Here is an 18,534-nt window from a genome sequence, read left to right as displayed (position 1 = left end):
CTTACTCGCTCGCATTTGTTACCCATTTTTTGGATAATTTCATTTGAATTAATGTAATTACAAAAATAATTACAAGAAAAATACTTGATATAGCTGATGCATATCCCATTTTCAAATTTGAAAATGCATTTTTATATATATACAAGACTAAAAACATACTTTCATTTAATGGGCCACCCTCAGTAATTGCATAAGAATTAATAAATACTCTAAATGAATCAATTATTGCGGTTATTAAATTTAATAATACGATAGGGCTTATCATTGGTAAGGTTATTTTAGTAAATCTTGTCCAAGATTTAGCTCCCTCAATATATGCTACTTCATATAAATCACTTGGTGTATTTTGTAATGCAGCTAAAAAGATAATCATCCTAGCTCCACCTATCTCAACAATTTTTACTAAAACCATCGTAGGCTTAACCCAAGTAGTACTTTTAAACCATAAGGGCGGATTCACTATTCCAATTAATCGTAAAACCTGATTTACGATACCTGCACTTGGATCGAATATCCACATCCAAAGCATTGCCATTGCTATACCTGAGGTTATACTTGGTATATATAATACAGTCCTAAATATATTCTTACCTGGTAAATTATTATTTAACATAGAAGCTATGAATAAAGAGCCAAAAACACCTAAGGGTACATTTAATGCAGTATAATATAGTGTATTATATAAGGCCTTTCTAAATACATCATCTTCAAAAAATAATCTTTGATAATTAGTGAATCCGATAAACTTAGGGCTTCGAAATACATCATATCTAGTAAAGCCAAGCCAGAAAGTTGATATCATAGGACCACCAATAAAAAAGATAAAACCTATTATCCAAGGAGAAATAAAAACTAGTACTACTAGATAATTTTTTATTGTTTTATTATTTAACATAAAGAATCTTTCCATAATATTGGGTTAATTATAAAATTAACCCAATATTTATTTACTAAATTATGAATTTTATTTCATATCCTCAATTTCTTGTAACCATCTACTTTCAGCAATATCTAAGGTATCTTGAAGATCTTGTCCTTCATATAAAGATTTTTCAATTTCATCACATAGATAATTTCTTGCAGCTCTATAAGCAGCAGTCTTTGCTAAAACTCCACCATATTGTTGTAATTTATATAATTCTTTATATAATGGGTTTTCATCCATATAACTAGAATTTAAATGTTCAGCATAGAAAGGAACACACTTATTAGCCTTTAGATAAACTAATAAATTATCTGGTTGATAGAAATAATTAATAAAATCAATAGCTTCAGCTTTTAATTCTGTAGAACTTGAAAGATAAACCATATCTCCATCAAACATTGCTACATTTTTACCACTAGCATTATTACTTCTCATTGGCATAACAACTTTTGTTTTAGAAATAATATCATCAGCTCCTGTTTGTAAAGCACTTTGGATTGAATCATAAGAAGATAGACATGAAATACCTGCTTTTCCAGCAACAAAAACTCTATTTACAGTTTCATCAATTGCAGCTAAACCAACTGGTTTTTCAATATTATATAATTCAATTAAGAATTTTAATGCGTTCATACCATGTTCATCATTAAATGCAGGATTACCTTCTTCATCTAATAATTGTCCACCATCTTGTTGTACTAATAAGTCAAATGTTCTAGCCATAGAAGCTTTATTATAGAAATTGCTTACACCAACAGTAGTAACCGAACCATTTTCTGCTTTATATATCTTTTTTCCTGCTTCTAATACATCATCCCAAGTTGTTGGTGGATCATTTGGATCCAAACCAGCTTCTTCAAATAATTCAGTATTAATAATAGTTGGGTAAACTTTTAATCTAAAAGGAACTCCATATACACTATCTCCAACTTTTGCTAAATCAACTACACTTGGAGTAAATTCATCCCAGAAATCAAATTTATCAATTTCATCAGTCAAATCTACTATAATATCAGCATTTTTATAAACACCAACCATATTAAAACCGTCAATAAAGATATCTGGTAATGCGTCTCCAGCAGCTGAAGTTAATAATTTTTCACGATACCCAGCATAAGGAATATTCTGCCAATTCACAGTAATATCAGGATTCTGATTTTGGTATTCACTAATAATTTTATCTTGTACCTCTGCTAAAGCGTCAGGGCTTAAATTAAATGACCAAATAGTGATTTCTTTGTTTTCTGATTCTTGTGTACCATTTGCATATAAAAAGAATGGCAACATCATAAAAAATAAAATAAATGAAAGTTTTTTCATTTTTTCTCCTCCTCTTTTTTAAAACATGTTTGTTTTTCATCTGTCATTATATTATAATAAATCAACAAGTCAAGGAAAAAATGCAATAAAATACTTATTTTTTACAACATGTTATAAAAAAAAATACAACATGTTGACTTTTTTAAATATAATATACATACAATAAAAGAATTATTCAATTAATTTAAATTAATTACATTATTTAATACTTTATAACTATTAATATGAACATATATCGAAAATTAAAATTTGATAAATCACCCAAAAAGGCACTAAATAAACTAAGCAGCTCAGCTTTAGTCTATTTTGTAATCATATTGTTAAAATATTAACACAACTCAATAGGTCTTTAGAATTAAAATTAAACTACTCTTCACTAATTTGTAAAGCTAAGCATATAATAAAGAGCGACAATAATAATAAAGATTCATTTGAAAATTTCGACACTATTTTTGTAAATAATCAAATCCGGGGTAACCCCAATATAGTTATACTCTAATGATTACTTTATCAAAGATAGTAACTACTAATTCTTTATTAACATTTTCACTATATAAATAATATTGTTGATTCTTAAATAAAATAACAAGTTCATAAAATTCATAAAAGATTCTCAATAAAAAAAAAATTACCTTCCTATAAGAAAGGCAGTATTATTTGAGTTTTTATATCTACATATAAACATATCTAAGATAAAAACTGTTGCAACATAAAACATGAGAACTGTTAAATAATTAACAACACTAATTATACTAATTATTTAATTATCCATCATTATTAATTTAAAATAATAAATAATAAAAGGCTTGTGCTTTATTTTCTTTACACTAGTTTAGTTTTTCAAACAGATATTTATCTAATTTTATTTTGAAGAACAAGATTCTCTTTCTATAATTACAGGATCTAATTTAATTATTTCTTTACTATTATTTTGCTTATTTATTTTTTTTAATAATAAGTTAGTAGCAGTTTCTGCTAGTTTATCAAGAGGTTGAGCAACCGTAGTTAGTTTAGGGCTCATAAATTGAGCTAATTGGATATTATCATATCCAATAACAGATATATCTTTTGGAACAGAAAGGCCTACATTACGTAATGTGTCTATAAAACCTAAGGCCATCATATCATTTGTTGCAAAAACAGCTTCTAATTTTTCACTTAGTTTTAAAAAATTATCAGCAGCTGTTATACCACCTGCAAAATGAAAATCTCCAACTGAAATATATTCTTCTTTTAAAGTAATATTAGCTTCTTTTAATGCTCTCTTATATCCTAAAACCCTTTGAGAACTAGAAGAGATAGAAGATGGGCCACTAATACATCCAATTTTAGTAAAGCCTCTATTAATTAAATACTTTGTTGCCTCATATCCACCTTTCTCATTATCTACAACAATACTATCAACATTATTATACTTCCCTATTCTATCAGCTATTACTATTGGAATAGAATGCTTTTGAAATTTCTCAACTTCATCATCAGAATTATCGGAAGAAATAAAAATAACACCATCGATATGTTTAGAAATAAGCATATTAGTATAAGAGGCTTGCTGTTCTAAATTATTATCTGTATTACAAAGAATTATATTATAACCTTTACTAAAACAATACCTATCTATTGCTCTAGATATTTCAGCAAAGAAAGGATTAGTACAATCAGGAACTATAACTCCAATAGTTTTTTGAAACCCCATTTTTAATGCTCTTGCCATCATATTAGGTTGATAATCAAGATCTTTCATAGCATCATTAACTTTTTTTTGTAACTCTTCACTCACGTACCTAGTCCCATTAATTACATGTGATACGGTTGCTGTAGAAACCCCAGCTAATTTTGCTACATCTTTTAATGTGTTCATGATTCTATAAAGCTCCAATATTATACTTAAAATAAATTATTTTTTTGATAATATATAATATAGATAAAATATTCTAGTACATATAAATAATTATTTTTTTCTCTCAATATTATATTATAATCACTTAAAAAACAAACTATTTTAGTTTTTATTTAGATTTGAATTTAACACTTCATTTAAAGAAGGAATAGAAAGAGCTGCACCATTTTTTGTAACAGATATAGAAGATGCGATTGATGCTAGTTCTAATGTTTTTTCGATATCAAGTCCTTTAGAAATAGATGCTATAAAATATCCTGTAAATGTATCACCAGCTGCAGTTGTATCTACAACCTCTACATCATAGATTCCATGGCTATATATAGATTCACTATCAAAATATATAACCCCATCTTTCCCAAGAGTTAAAACAAATTTTGCATTAGGATATTTTTTTCTTAACTTATTAATTAATATATTGATATCATCACTATTTTCATTACACATTAAAGAAGCTTCTATTTCATTTAATAAAAAATAATCAATATGATTTAAATTCAACGTTTCTATTTTTTCATTAAATGGTGAAGGATTTAAGAATATCTTCATATTCTTTTCATGAGCTTTTTCTACTATTAAATCCATATTGTTTATTTCATTTTGTAAAACTAAATAATCATTTGATCCAAAATTGTCAAAAACTTCATTAACAAATTCAACATCTTGTAAATCATTAGCACCTGGATAAAGTAATATACAATTATTTCCTTCTTTATTTACTTGAATTATAGTATGACCTGAAGGAGATTCAACATCTTTTACATAATAAGCATTCACATTAGACTCAATCAATAATTCTTTTAAAAACTGTCCATCATGTTTACCAATCTTTCCAGCATGATATACTTTTACATCTGCTTTTGATAAAGCAATCGACTGATTTAAACCTTTCCCTCCTGGAAAGACTTCTCTTTTATATGTACTTTGAGTTTCCCCAGCTTGTACAAAATGATCAACGCTATAAACATAATCTATATTAATAGATCCAAAATTCAAAATCTTCATATTATATCTCTTAAATAGTTCAAGGAGCTATAATATTAAACTCCTTGAACATTAATTTTATTATTCAGTTACTAAAGCTACTTCTACAGGTAGACTAAGTGGAACTGATTTACCATTAATTAAATCTAATGCAACATCAACTGCTTGCTTACCCATTAAGCCAGGTTGTTGTGCAACTGTACCAGCCATAGAACCATTTTTAACAGCAGCTAAACCATCGTCTGTAGCATCAAAACCAACAATTATAATATCTTTACCACTGTCAGCTACAGCTTTTGCAGCACCTAATGCCATTTCATCATTATGTGCAAAGATACCTTTAATCTCTGGATGTGCTTGTAAGATATTTTCAGTTACATTTAAACCTTCAGCACGGTTGAAGTTTGCTGTTTGACTTGCAACAATATCAAAATTCGCAGCATCAGCAGCTTGGTGGAATCCTTCCCCTCTATCAATAGTAGCAGATGCACCTAATACACCTTGAAGTTCAGCAACCATAGCACCATTACCTAATAGTTCTACCATGTACTCACCGCCTAATCTTGCACCCATAACATTATCTGATGCAATTTGACAACTAACTGATTCACCATTTACAGCTCTATCAACAGCAATAATCTTAATACCAGCAGCTTTTGCAGCTTTAATAGCTGGAGCTACAGCATCTGAATCTACAGGATTTACAATAATTACTTTAACATTCTTTGATACTAAGTCATCAATATCATTAATTTGTTTTACAACATCATCACCAGCATCAACAACAGTTAGATCTAAATCTAGTGCTTTTGCTTGATCCTCTGCACCTTCTACTAATGTTACAAAGAATGGATTGTTTTGAGTTGAGATTGATAATCCAATTGAACCTTTTGAACTACTTGATGTTTCACTTGCACCACTTGCCATTAATAATGCTACTGATGTGAACAATACCATTAAAGATACACTTAATTTTTTTTTCATAAAAAAATCCTCCATTTTTTTTATCTTTTTCTATCTGACAATACAGCAAGAAGTATAACTAAAGCTTTTACTACTTGTTGATAGTAAGATGAAATTCCAATTATATTCATTCCGTTATTTAAAGCGGCTATAATAATTACACCTGTTAATGTTCCAACAATTTTTCCTCTACCTCCGGCCATGCTAGTACCACCTACTGCAACAGCAGCAATTGCGTCTAATTCATAACCAGAACCTAAAGTTGGTTGGGCACTTCCTAATCTAGAAACTAAAATTAAACCAGCTAAAGAAGCTGCAAATCCTGATGCCATATATACTAAATATTTAACTTTACTAATACTAATTCCAGCTAATGATGCAGCATTGCTATTACTACCTGTTGCATAAATTCCTCTTCCAACAGTAGTTTTTTGTAAGAAAAATAAGAAAATTGCAAATATTACCATCATTATCCAAACAGGATAAGGTATTCCTAGTAGTTTTCCATTTCCTATTGCATTAAATAAGGCACTGTCTCCTAGGGAAGAAATGGGTCTACCTTTACAATAAATCATTGCAAGACCACGATAAGCAGTCATGGAAACTAAAGTTGCAATAAAGGGTTGAATATTCCCATTTACTACCATTAATCCATTCATAAAACCAAGAACAATACCCAAAACTAATACTATAAGTAATACAACTATTGTAGGCATCCCACCCTTTAACATTCCAGCTCCAAGAAGAGCTGTTAATGCAAGAGTTGATCCAACTGATAAATCAATTCCTCCGGTTAATATAACTACAGTCATTCCAAATGCTATAAGTCCATTTACAGATGACTGACGCAACAGAGAAAGTATATTCTGCAAAGTTCTAAAATCAGGGCTAATTATACTAAGTACTATTAAAAGCAATACTAGTGCTATCTGTGAGCCATAATTATGAATTATATGATTTTTATTTATTTCCTTATTCATTAACCGAGCCTCCTGTTGCTAAGGTCATTATATTTTCTTGAGAAATTTTTTCTTTATTTAAAATTCCACCGACTTTACCTTGGTGAATAACCATTACCCTATCACTCATTCCAATAACTTCAGGTAAATCAGATGAAACCATAATTATTGCTGTACCTTTTTTAGCTAATGCTGTAATAAGTGAATAAATTTCTTGCTTTGCACCAACATCAACTCCACGAGTTGGTTCATCAAGCAATAACACTTTTGGCTCTGTATATAACCATTTTGCAAATACAACCTTTTGTTGATTACCACCTGATAAACTATTTACTGTTTGCTTAAAACTTGTACATTTGATTTTTAGTTCATCTATAGCTTTATTTGCTAAATCGAGTTCTTTGTTAGGATTAATAACTAGACTATTACTAAGAATTTTAGGAAAATTCGTTAAAGCTATATTAGTTTTAATATTTTCACTCAACATTAACCCTTCTTCTTTTCTATCCTCTGTAATAAAACCAAAACCATATTTCATGGCAATATTAGAATTATAATGGTGAATATCTATTACTTTCTCATCAATAACAATTTCACCGCTATCTGCTTTTAAATTACCAAACAAAGTTTTCATAATTTCAGTTCTTCCGGCTCCCATCAAACCTGCTACACCTAGAACTTCACCACTATGTACTTCAAAACTTACATTATTAAATAATTTAGAATTTGATAAATTAGAAACTTTTAATAGAGTGCTCCCTATTTCAACGGCTTCTTTTCTAAACATATTTCCAAGATCTCGGCCAATCATCATTTTTATAATTTCATCATTATTGGTTTTACTTATTTCTCTATCCCCTATATATTTTCCATCTCTTAAAATTGTGATCCTATCACAAATTTTAAAGATTTCTTCTAGTCGGTGAGAAATATAGATAAATGAAACACCTTCATCTTTTAATTTTCTAACAACAGAGAAAAGCTTATCAACTTCTTTATCCGTTAATGCAGCTGTTGGTTCATCTAAAATAATGACTTTTGAATTAACTAATAAAGCTTTTGCAATTTCAATTAATTGTTGTTGTCCAACAGATAGTGAAGAAACTAAAGTATTAGGATTTATATTTAAACCTAGTCTATCAAGAACCTCTTTTGATTTTTCATTCATTAGTTTATTATCGACAACATGAAAAGCACCTTTTTTTATTTCTTTACCTAAAAAAAGATTTTCTTGAACACTCATATCTAAAACAGTATTCAATTCTTGATATACAAAAACAATACCATCCTTTTCTGCTTCTTTAGGATGAGTATATGAAACTTCTTGTTTATCTACAAAAATTTGTCCACTGTTTTTTGTATAAACACCAGTCAATATTTTCATCATAGTAGATTTTCCAGCACCATTTTCACCCATTAAGGCATGTATTTCGCCATCTTTAAGTGTGAAATTAGCTTTATCTAAAACCTGATTGGTACCAAAGAACTTATCAATACCTCTCATTTTGATATTCATATCTTACTATCTCCTTAAAAAATACAATCAGATTGAAGAATAATATTAGAGTATGGAGTCATCTCTCCTGTTCTAATTACGACTTTACATTTATTAACTTTTTCTTTGAAATCTTCATGTGATAAAAAAGCAACAGGTATTTGAGTTAAACGTTTACTTATTTGGGAAAAAACAAGTTCATTCTCACTTTTTATTTCATTTGCTAAAAAATATTTTTCACATTTCATATCATCTAAAATAACATCTAATACTTGTATAAAACTTGGTATATCTTTTTTTAAAGCCAAATCAATAACTTCAACATCTTCATCAACAGGCAACCCACAATCACTTATACAAATTAAATCAGTGTGTCTTAAATATGATAAAACACGAGATATATCGCTATTTAAAATACCAGATTTTTTCATATACTAAATCTCCTATTTACGTTTAAACGTTTACGTAAACGTTTAAATCAATTTAATTCTAGCACTTCTTTTTATTTTGTCAAGATTTTATTTTTATCTTATTTTGTGAGACAATTATTTTTGGATACTACTTTTCATAAAATAAGTTGTTTTGATAAAAAAACTGATGATTTAGTATTTAAGTCACTACTTTAAATATTATTAATTTACAATAATAAGCATTATTTTTTTATTATAGTTCCCGATAAATCAATTCCAAAAGAGATGCTAAAAGCATTAGCACGACTACCTATAATATAATACCTTAATTCTATAAAAGATTTTTTCTCTCTTCTTGTCTTTTGTTCATATATAGGAGTTTGTTGCATTCTATGCTCTAACTTGGACAGTATTCCACTTTGATGTGGACAGTATTTAAATTTCTCAAATTAAGGATTAATTATAAATAAAAACATTTAAAGGAGATCCCAATATAGGAGTACTCAAATTAGTATGATTAAAGAAATTATTCGTTTAAAATTTGAATTTAATCTATCAACTCGTTTAATAGCTAGAAGTGTCGGCTGTACTAAAAGTTCTATTGCTATTATTTTAAGAATTTGTAGAATTCATGAATTTAATTATGATTCAATTGCAAAATACAATGATAATGAATTACAACAACTATTTTTTCCTAAAGAAATAAATTCATCAGAAATAATTCTTCCTAATTAGAAAGATATTGATGAAGAAATCAATGCTAGAGGTAGTAGGAAAAATATCCACTCCCACGGCCCAAAAAATCAATAATAATAACAACAATCTTTTAAAATTTAATTATGAAGTCTTTACCTAAAATTATTAAATAATTGTTACTATCCACAATAAAAGTACAAACATCTACATTTTTAGCATTATTAACTTGACGTTTACAAGTAGCATTCAAACTCTATAATAAAACGAAGTTTTTGTATAACTTTTGCAACCCACCTGCATAGCAAGTGGTGTATTTATTTTCAAAGATCTTACTCATCGCTTCGTGAACAGGCTCAAGCCCAAAATTAAAATCTATTTATTAGTTTTCCATAAAGCCATAGGATGAGTCATTATTCTATCTAATATAGGCTGATCCATGAATAATAATTCAGGAATATAAGAACCTGAATAAAATTCCCTTAAAAATAGTTTTTCATCTTCTGATAATATCAATAAATTATCTAAATACCTTTTTACAATAGCTTTAGTTTCATCTAAATTAAATTGTTCATTTGATTTAATTACTGGATAAAGCTCTGTTTTAATATTTCTAAAAGTTATTGAATCAATTCGTTTAGTATTTATATCTAGATTATTTTCTTTTGATGAGATAGCTGCATAAAATATAATTACTTTTTTTAATAATTGTGTTTCGACATCATTAAATGTTTTTGAAACAATCATATTTCGCACATCATATAAATCTCTAGCTTTTGCTCTATTTAAAAGTGCATTAATTTAACTTGCATAGATTTCAAGTGGATCTAATATCTTAATCGTTAATTTCTCAGAAAAATAATCATTAACTATTAAAGAATCTTTTGATTCTAAAACATGAGACCTTAATGAGTAATTAATCTCTATTTTTATAGAATCTTTATTACCACTAGTATTTTTAAAATTATAAACCCAAGAATCTAAACTATAAGGGCTTTTTGACTTTGGATTATAATAATATCCTTCTGAAAGCAAATAATTATGAATGGTTTTATTAATTATTTCTCTATCAAGAAGCATTTGTTCTCGATTATTAGAAATTAAATAATCTAAATCTATATCAACCGAAAGACGAGGTAAATTAAAATTAGTTAGATTAATTGCAGTCCCACCTTTTAAAGCTAGCTTTCCTTTCAAATTTATATTTGTATTAATAAATTTTACTATTTAAATTAATCTAGAGACTTTTTCAAAAGTATCTTTTACAAAATGTAATTCAGTTGACTTTCTTTTAATAAAAATTGGGTCATATCTAAACAATTATATCTCCTCCGTAATTATTTATTTCAAATAATCCCTTGGGAACCATTAAATTCCATTCATTATTATAATAATTATCTATTTGTAAATTACTTACTAAATATTTTCTACTTTTTTTTACTTTTGCTTTACAATATTGTATAAATTCATCAGAAAGATTCATTTTTTCTTGATAATGCTCAAGCAAAAAGCCAGCTTTTTGATAAAGTCCTTGAATTTCATACAATTTTAAATATTTTAGTAATTTTGATTCTTCTAAAAAGGTGATTTCATCAAGGGCATTGATTAATTCTTCAATCCCACCAATTTTATTTAAATATTGTATACTATCTATAACTGTTCTCTCTAAATCTGTTAATCTAACACCTATAGTATTTTGAGCAAAAACAACCCCTTCACTAATTTTTGAAGCTACATATTTATAATGTATATTATTATAAGTAAAATTATTGAATCGATTTTCTGAAGACACATATATTTCATAATACACTTGATTTGTTAAACCATAATATTCAAATGCGCTATGATAAGAAATATATGCTGAAGAAGAAATTGCACATGCTATTTGATAAGGATTTGCAATTATATCACCTGTTGCTGGATTTACAACTGAATAAATATTATTTCTAATTTTCTTTACTAAATCTTTTTTCATTAAACGATATATAATTGAATATGATGTTTTTTCATTACCAACCATATTAATTACATCATTTATGTTAAAAACGGGGATTTTTGCTAATTCATTATATAAAACCATTTAAACTTTCCTTTTTTTTAACTTTAACATATTATTCTTTATTTTTAAAGTATAATAAACAATTTTTAAAATTAAATATAGAAAAATAAATGGTGTTGAAACTACTCTTAGTGATATTTAACTGTTTATAAATCAAGTGGTAATTTAAGTGGATATTAATAGTAGTTTAACGGGAGAATATTCATTCTCACCCCCATTTTATTATCATATAAAGATGATAATGCATCATTCTCTTTTACGTTATTGGAAGTACATAAAAAGGAGAACAACAACTTTTATTCTTTAAATGAGATATTAATAGCTGAAAAATATAACTAATTCCCAATTAATGGAAAGAGCCATTTACTGTTGACAAAACACATCCTATTCTCCGTCAAGAATAAGATAACATAATTAACTTACCAACTATAGACATACTTCTTTTCAACTGATAATGTTTATATCTTTAAATTTATACTCATTAGCCTTTATAGCTTAAACATTTTATAAATCAGAAAATTGTAAACCTTCTATATGATAATGTTTATCAAATATTACTATATAAAGATTAATATATTAACTACTACTGACACAATAGATTAAAAGACTAAAATATTAACCATGATAGATTTAGATAACATTATATTAACAGCACCCAAAAATTAAAGAAGAAATAGCTCTAAATTTCAAAAAAAAGGAAATAGAATAAAGCAACTAAAAAACAATTATCAACAGAAACTTATATTTCTTTAGGATCAATTAAAAGATTTAAACAAAATGATGAAATATATTTACCTTTTTTAATTCTTTTTTCTAAAAAGTTAAATCTTGAGAGAGAATTATATAATTTATTTTCACCCCTGGCTCGAATTTAAATTTTTCAAATTACCCAATAAAATAAATACAAATTACCCAATAAAATAAGTACAAATTACCCAATAAATAAAGTACAAATTACCCAATAAAATAAAGTACAAATTACCCAATAAAATCGGTACAAATTAACGAAATAACTTGATTTTATATATAAAAGTGATTGATAATTTAATCAAGAGAGGCACTAAATGAAAAAATATTTACCACGAATATATGATGATATATTAAATTTTAAGCTCCAATCAACAGGCGCTGTTTGTATAAAAGGTCCAAAAGGGTGTGGTAAATCTACAACAGCTTTACAATTTGCAAAAAGCTCAGTATTAATGCAAGACCAACAAAACTTAGACCAAAATATTAATTTAGCTAAAGCAAATCCTACTCTATTTTTAAAAGGAGAAACACCAAAATTAATAGATGAATGGCAAGTAATCCCATTTATATGGGATGCTATACGTTTTGAAGTTGATAAAAGAAATAAATTTAATCAATTCATTTTAACAGGCTCTTCTACTCCACCAAATCAAGATCAGTGGTCTCATTCAGGTGCAGGGCGTATTACAAATTTAATGATGAGACCGATGTCGCTATTTGAATCTAACGATTCAACAGGAGAAATTTCCCTAGAACAATTATTTTTAAATCCTTTTATGATTGAAGGAACTACAAACAAGAAATTAGAAGAATTATTTTTTCTAATATGTAGAGGAGGATGGCCTAAAGCTGTAAATCAAGCGCCTAATATAGCATTAGCTCAATCAGAAAATTTCTATGATATGCTTGTGCATTCAGACATGTCTAAAGTTGATAATATAAAAAGAAGAGAAGATAGAGTAATATCTTTAATGCGTTCTTTATCAAGGAATATTGGTACAAATATTTCGATTCAGGGTATAAGAAAAGATATGATACAAAACAACGAACCTGAATCATTAAATAGCGATACTGTTTCATCATATATTGAAGCTTTACGAAAATTATATATAGTTGAAGATTTAAATGCGTGGAATCCTAATCTACGTTCAGCTACAGCTATAAGGAAAAAACCAACTAGATATTTTGTTGATCCTTCTATAGCTACTGCAGCATTAAGCATTAGTCCATCCGATTTAATGTATGATCTGAAAACAGCAGGATTCTTATTTGAATCAATGTGTATCAGAGATTTACGAATTTATGCAGAAAGTTTAAAAGGTAAGGTATATCATTTCAGAGATAATAAAGGTTTTGAAGTTGATGCAATAGTTCATTTAAATAATGGTGATTATGGATTGATTGAAATTAAATTATTTGACCAAGAACGCATTGAAGAAGGAGCTAAAAACTTATTAAAACTATCATCTCTGATTAATACTAAAGTAATGAAAAAACCTTCTTTTTTAATGGTTTTAACTGGAACTAATTACGCATATAAAAGAGAAGATGGTGTATTTGTTGTACCAATAACCTGTTTAAAAAATTAGAAAAACTTTTCATGTATTTATAACATATAATAATTTTTAGCTTCAGATAAATAATGTTGAAAGAATCAATCTTATCTAATAAGAGTACATAAAAATCTAGAAACTGAATTATCCTTATTATAAGAATAATCGATTCATTGAAGCAAAAGATTCAGATGTAGTTCAAGCTAGATATAGAGGATATTGTAGAGCTGTTTTAGATAATTCTATCTTAATCAAGCCAGAATTTATAGTTACATAATTCTCAAATGAACAATTAAATGAACAAACTGTATTAACACTTGAAGAAACTAAAAAAATTATCTCAAATATGAAAAATAATATTGTTACAGCTATATTCTGCGTTAATGAACTAACAGCTTCCATTATTATACAAGCTGCTAAATTATTGAAAAGATCTATCCCGAATGATATTTCAATTATGGGCTTTGACCATATACAATTCGAAGATATTCAGAATCCTAATCTCTCTTCTATAGCACAAAATTTTGATCAAATAGCTAAAAAAGCTGTCGAATTACTAATTAAAAGAATAAAAAACCCTAAAAATAAAATATCTGATAATATCATAGTTCCAACAAAATTATATAAGGGAAAAACAGTAAAAACAATTTAAGAAAAGTACTTAATTACTACGTAGTTAAAAAAAATAATATGATAGATGGCCCTTTACCTATTTTATAATTATGTATAAAACAATAAATAACAATCAATAAACTCGACAATGCTCTCCTAAGCATAACACGAAGGAAAGTATGCTATTCATCCAATACTTTTTCAGATTCAATACAATATGCATATGCTTCTAGATTTATTTTTTTTAAATATTTCAATGGTGCATATTTCTTATCCCTAAATGTAACATTTCTATATAATTGAAAATCTTCTATTTTTTTATATTCTTTTTGCTTTAAAATACATGATGTTAAGTAAAAAATTTTTGTTACATTAATTGCAGCAATATTTGGTGAATAGTTATTATCAAAAAGGTGAGATTTTAAACTTCTTATCCCAGATTTATATATTTCGTACTCATCTTTATCATACTTACCTCTTGATATAATATTTTTTGAAACTTCAATAGTATCTAATAAAATATCCTCTTTTTCAATTGAAATACCACAATAACTAATTTCTTGATTTGCTATTGTTTTATAAGATTCAACAATATCTTCATAATTAGAGAAATAATCAACCAAAGTACATGTATCAAACATTTGTTTCATTATTTCCATGTATTTTCCACTCTCAATAGTAATACCTGTCGTATGAGGTGCAAATGCTATTAATTTATCCGCTAAAAGACAATCTATACTTGGGACTTGTACAATGTAATTTTTACCTTCAGTTATTAATAAATCATTAATTATTTCTTTCTCTACTACCTTATAATAATTATCATCTTCTATTAAAATATCCAATAAAATATATATTTCTTTTTTAGAAACAGGAGAGTCATAAGTAAATTTAAAATGTCTTTTCTCAATATTATTTTTTCCAATTCTTATTTGTTCTTCAATATTTTTAAACGGATAAATATCTGATATTTTGTTAATATAAGAATTAATATTTACATTAGGAGAAACAATAATATCAATATCAGTCGATAACCTCATTGGTTTTTCTAATAATAACATTAAACAAGTTCCCCCTTTAAAAATGAAAGGTAAATCTATTTTTTTAAGTGCTTCTAATAATCCAAAAGCATAAACTACTCTTTCTAGAAGAGATGGATCCAATCGATATTTGTTCTTTAATGATTGGATATGATTATATGAAAATGAATCAGATTTAATCATAATATTATCCTATTTAATTATATTTTTATTGTCTTATCAAAACTCTGTATTTATTTATTTATCAATTTTAACAAATCTTTTTCCACTGTTCTTCTTCTTGCATAACGAAACATTTTACTTTTATCTATTACATACATTTTTGTAATCAAATTAATTACATCAGGAATTTCATTAACATTAATAACAGCTCTAACGTATTTATTACTAAAAAGATCAACGATTATTTGCTCTATACAAACTAATGTATTCTTATTTTTATGATTAGGAGCTTCAGTTGTTAAATTATCAATTATAATTAAATTATCAACTAAATAGTTATCAATATCTTTTAGAGATGGTTTAATTAATATTTTATGAATATATTCTTTTTTTAACAAATCAAAAACAAAGTCCCCTAATACTTCTTCAACATAAATAAAAATTACATTTTGTGCTATTTGGTGATTAATAAACTCATTTAATTGAATTAGTTCAAAAATTTTGAATTTTAAGTCAGGGAAGTTATTTTTTATTTTTTCTTCTATTTCTTCTGCGGCTTTAGATAATTTATAAGAATAGATATTTAAAATATTATCATCTAAAAATATATACTTGTTTCTACCAATTCTAGCGATTTGATTATTTTTAATATGTTTATATAAAGTTTTTTTCGCATAAGATTCACTAAATCTTGGATAAGTCTTCTTAAATTCACAGATAAAATCATTAGTTGAAAAACTAGTATATTCCTTTAATACTTTTTTATAATTTATTTTATTCATAATAACCTTTACAGTATCTTTTCGGCACTAAAAAGCTTTTGCTGCCGATAAGATACAATTATAATAATAGATTTTTACCAATATGTCAATTTTCAAATAGTTTAATCATGACCACCCTTCAAAAGGGTGGTTTGCTCTGAGGCTAAAAGTCTCTCATATACCGACAGCGTCTTAAGACGCTTTTCGTGTACTCCATGTAAGTGGTAAGATTTTATGCGAAAAATTAGATATAAGGTTCGAAAATCAAGAACCCCCTGCTAAAATAGATGACGTCAAATCGTTAAATGGAAAAAAATATAAACTAAACTGTTAAAAGTATAATGCAGTGAAATAATTTTTTTGTTGCATTAATTCTTTTACTATTAATATTCTATTATAAAAAAAACAATAAAACCTATAAAATTTATGGTATTACCATAAAAAAAACTATAAAATTTATGATAGCATCATAAAAAAACAAATTATTTATTTCTTTAATGATAAAATATGTATATTAACAGAGCTATTGATTTATCAAAAATACTAAAAAACAAATCTTTATTTTTATTTGGCCCGAAACAAACTGGAAAAACTACATATATAAAAAAGCAATTAACAATAAAATCAGTTTTAGAATATAATTTATTTGATTCAAATATTTTTTTTAATCTATCAAATGATCCAGGACTAATTAGAAAGACAGTAGAGGCTTATGATTATAAAAATTGTCTTATAGTTATTGATCAAATTCAAGAATTGCCAATTCTCCTTAATGAAGTTCAATTGATGATAGATGAAAGGAATATTAAATTCCTTTTAACAGGGTCAAGTGCAAGGAAATTAAAACGAAATTCATGTAACCTTCTTGGAGGTAGAGCTCGTTGGCGAAACTTTAATGCCCTATCTTATTATGAATTATTAAAAAATGAAGAAAATTTTGATTTGAATTTAATTCTAAATAATAGTTTATTACCCAGTATATATTTTTCAGATGAACCTGAAGAAGACTTAGATTCTTATACATCTTTATATGTTATTCAAGAAATAAAAGCTGAAGGCTTAACAAGAAAATTATTAGATTTCTCAAGATTTTTAAAAGTTGCTTCATTATCAAACTCTCAAGAAATAAATTATTCTAAAATTGCAAATGATGCCCAAACAAATAATCAAGCTGTAATGCAGTGGGTTCAAGTTTTAGAAGATACATTATTAGGCTTTTTCTTAGAGCCCTTTAAAAAATTAGAAACTCGAAAATCAATTACTAGAAAAAAATTCTATTTTTTTGATACAGGTGTTGCTAGAGCTCTTAAAGCTGGTAAAAAAGTTACCTCATCTTTAGATACAGATTTTGATGAATACTTTGAACAATTAATTATTTTAGAAATAAAAAAATATCTTGATTATAACAAGCCAAGAACAAAAATAAATTATATTAGAACAACTACCGGATTTGAAATAGATTGCCTATTAAATGAAGAAATTGCGATTGAAATAAAATCATCAAATAATATAACTGCACGACATTATAAAAATTTAAAGTTATTGAAAGCAAGTTATGTAAAAAGAAAAATTATTGTTTGTACAACTGAAAACTATTATAAAGAAAAAGATATAGAAATTATGCCCTATAAAATTTTCATTAATCAATTATGGAATAATGAAATAGTATTAAATTTATATTATTATCATATTTTAAAGACTTATTTATTAACTGGAGAATATTCAACTGGTTCGCCTTTTATAGACAAACTTAATTTGGTACAGTTAAATATAGTAATTTATTAAATAATTTAAAAAATTATTAGCAGCCTCCTGATAAAGATTTGTTTAATACACAAATATTTTAATCTTGTGGGTTGCTATTTTTTAAGGTTAATACAAAGAGCGATACTTTCTCTTACAAATAAAACCATTGTTTTTGTTATCTACAAGGTAAAATCAAAGATGT

The 18,534-nt window shown here is 26.5% G+C and carries 18 protein-coding genes; 4 read left to right on the top strand and 14 right to left on the bottom strand.

The window, feature by feature from the left end; all coding sequences use genetic code 11:
- Position 1 precedes the first annotated feature (1 nt).
- The 9 genes from ACPKM0_RS12630 to ACPKM0_RS12590 form a co-directional block, all read right to left on the bottom strand.
- Positions 2-895 (bottom strand): carbohydrate ABC transporter permease, encoded by an 894-nt coding sequence (locus ACPKM0_RS12630; protein ID WP_472476470.1) that lies wholly within the window; start codon positions 893-895, stop codon positions 2-4.
- Between the two features lie 69 nt (positions 896-964).
- On the bottom strand, positions 965-2,245 hold the full coding sequence (locus tag ACPKM0_RS12625; RefSeq protein WP_472476468.1) for an extracellular solute-binding protein: 1,281 nt from the start codon (positions 2,243-2,245) through the stop codon (positions 965-967).
- 862 nt (positions 2,246-3,107) lie between these two features.
- Entirely contained in the window at positions 3,108-4,106 is a 999-nt protein-coding gene (locus ACPKM0_RS12620) for a LacI family DNA-binding transcriptional regulator (RefSeq protein WP_472476466.1), read from the bottom strand.
- A 141-nt stretch (positions 4,107-4,247) separates the two neighbouring features.
- Positions 4,248-5,150, bottom strand: coding sequence for a ribokinase (locus tag ACPKM0_RS12615; protein ID WP_472476465.1), 903 nt, complete (start codon positions 5,148-5,150; stop codon positions 4,248-4,250).
- 60 nt (positions 5,151-5,210) lie between these two features.
- A complete protein-coding gene (locus ACPKM0_RS12610; RefSeq protein ID WP_472476463.1) occupies positions 5,211-6,113 on the bottom strand; it encodes a substrate-binding domain-containing protein in 903 nt (300 codons plus the stop codon).
- Between the two features lie 20 nt (positions 6,114-6,133).
- Complete coding sequence (locus tag ACPKM0_RS12605) at positions 6,134-7,072, bottom strand: ABC transporter permease subunit (RefSeq protein WP_472476461.1); 939 nt, start codon at positions 7,070-7,072, stop codon at positions 6,134-6,136.
- Positions 7,065-8,567: a sugar ABC transporter ATP-binding protein gene (locus tag ACPKM0_RS12600; RefSeq protein ID WP_472476460.1), complete on the bottom strand. Its 1,503-nt coding sequence runs from the start codon at positions 8,565-8,567 to the stop codon at positions 7,065-7,067. Before ACPKM0_RS12600 ends, ACPKM0_RS12605 begins: the two co-directional genes overlap by 8 nt.
- 14 nt (positions 8,568-8,581) lie before the next feature.
- Positions 8,582-8,977: a D-ribose pyranase gene (gene rbsD, locus ACPKM0_RS12595; protein WP_472476459.1), complete on the bottom strand. Its 396-nt coding sequence runs from the start codon at positions 8,975-8,977 to the stop codon at positions 8,582-8,584.
- A gap of 221 nt (positions 8,978-9,198) precedes the next feature.
- Positions 9,199-9,345, bottom strand: a complete 147-nt coding sequence (locus ACPKM0_RS12590; RefSeq protein WP_472476457.1) for a hypothetical protein — start codon at positions 9,343-9,345, stop codon at positions 9,199-9,201.
- Between the two features lie 124 nt (positions 9,346-9,469).
- Here ACPKM0_RS12590 and ACPKM0_RS12585 point away from each other — a divergent pair, with 124 nt between their 5' ends.
- Positions 9,470-9,691, top strand: coding sequence for a hypothetical protein (locus ACPKM0_RS12585; RefSeq protein WP_472476456.1), 222 nt, complete (start codon positions 9,470-9,472; stop codon positions 9,689-9,691).
- 333 nt (positions 9,692-10,024) lie between these two features.
- Here ACPKM0_RS12585 and ACPKM0_RS12580 read toward each other — a convergent pair whose 3' ends face one another.
- The 3 genes from ACPKM0_RS12580 to ACPKM0_RS12570 all read right to left on the bottom strand — a co-directional run bounded on the left by ACPKM0_RS12580 (position 10,025) and on the right by ACPKM0_RS12570 (position 11,729).
- Positions 10,025-10,396, bottom strand: a complete 372-nt coding sequence (locus ACPKM0_RS12580) for a hypothetical protein (protein WP_472476455.1) — start codon at positions 10,394-10,396, stop codon at positions 10,025-10,027.
- Positions 10,397-10,450: 54 nt separating this feature from the next.
- Complete coding sequence (locus ACPKM0_RS12575) at positions 10,451-10,846, bottom strand: nucleotidyl transferase AbiEii/AbiGii toxin family protein (protein ID WP_472476453.1); 396 nt, start codon at positions 10,844-10,846, stop codon at positions 10,451-10,453.
- Positions 10,847-10,961: 115 nt separating this feature from the next.
- A complete protein-coding gene (locus tag ACPKM0_RS12570) occupies positions 10,962-11,729 on the bottom strand; it encodes a type IV toxin-antitoxin system AbiEi family antitoxin domain-containing protein (RefSeq protein WP_472476451.1) in 768 nt (255 codons plus the stop codon).
- A gap of 1,043 nt (positions 11,730-12,772) precedes the next feature.
- On the opposite strand from ACPKM0_RS12570, the gene ACPKM0_RS12565 reads away from it, so the two are divergent.
- Both ACPKM0_RS12565 and ACPKM0_RS12560 read left to right on the top strand, forming a co-directional pair.
- On the top strand, positions 12,773-14,047 hold the full coding sequence (locus ACPKM0_RS12565) for an ATP-binding protein (protein WP_472476449.1): 1,275 nt from the start codon (positions 12,773-12,775) through the stop codon (positions 14,045-14,047).
- Positions 14,048-14,357: 310 nt separating this feature from the next.
- Entirely contained in the window at positions 14,358-14,663 is a 306-nt protein-coding gene (locus ACPKM0_RS12560; RefSeq protein WP_472476448.1) for a substrate-binding domain-containing protein, read from the top strand.
- Between the two features lie 142 nt (positions 14,664-14,805).
- Here the strand turns inward: ACPKM0_RS12560 and ACPKM0_RS12555 are convergent, their stop codons facing one another.
- Both ACPKM0_RS12555 and ACPKM0_RS12550 read right to left on the bottom strand, forming a co-directional pair.
- Positions 14,806-15,846, bottom strand: coding sequence for a nucleotidyl transferase AbiEii/AbiGii toxin family protein (locus ACPKM0_RS12555; RefSeq protein ID WP_472476447.1), 1,041 nt, complete (start codon positions 15,844-15,846; stop codon positions 14,806-14,808).
- A gap of 50 nt (positions 15,847-15,896) precedes the next feature.
- On the bottom strand, positions 15,897-16,607 hold the full coding sequence (locus tag ACPKM0_RS12550; RefSeq protein ID WP_472476446.1) for a DUF6577 family protein: 711 nt from the start codon (positions 16,605-16,607) through the stop codon (positions 15,897-15,899).
- A 486-nt stretch (positions 16,608-17,093) separates the two neighbouring features.
- Between ACPKM0_RS12550 and ACPKM0_RS12545 the strand changes: the two genes are divergently transcribed.
- Positions 17,094-18,371, top strand: a complete 1,278-nt coding sequence (locus ACPKM0_RS12545; protein WP_472476444.1) for an ATP-binding protein — start codon at positions 17,094-17,096, stop codon at positions 18,369-18,371.
- The last annotated feature ends 163 nt before the right edge of the window (positions 18,372-18,534 follow it).

The organism is Pleomorphochaeta sp. (genome assembly GCF_050031695.1).
Lineage (GTDB): Bacteria > Spirochaetota > Spirochaetia > Sphaerochaetales > Sphaerochaetaceae > Pleomorphochaeta.
The sequence above is the reverse complement of the archived record's forward strand: the minus strand, read 5'-3'. Positions and strand labels throughout refer to the sequence as shown.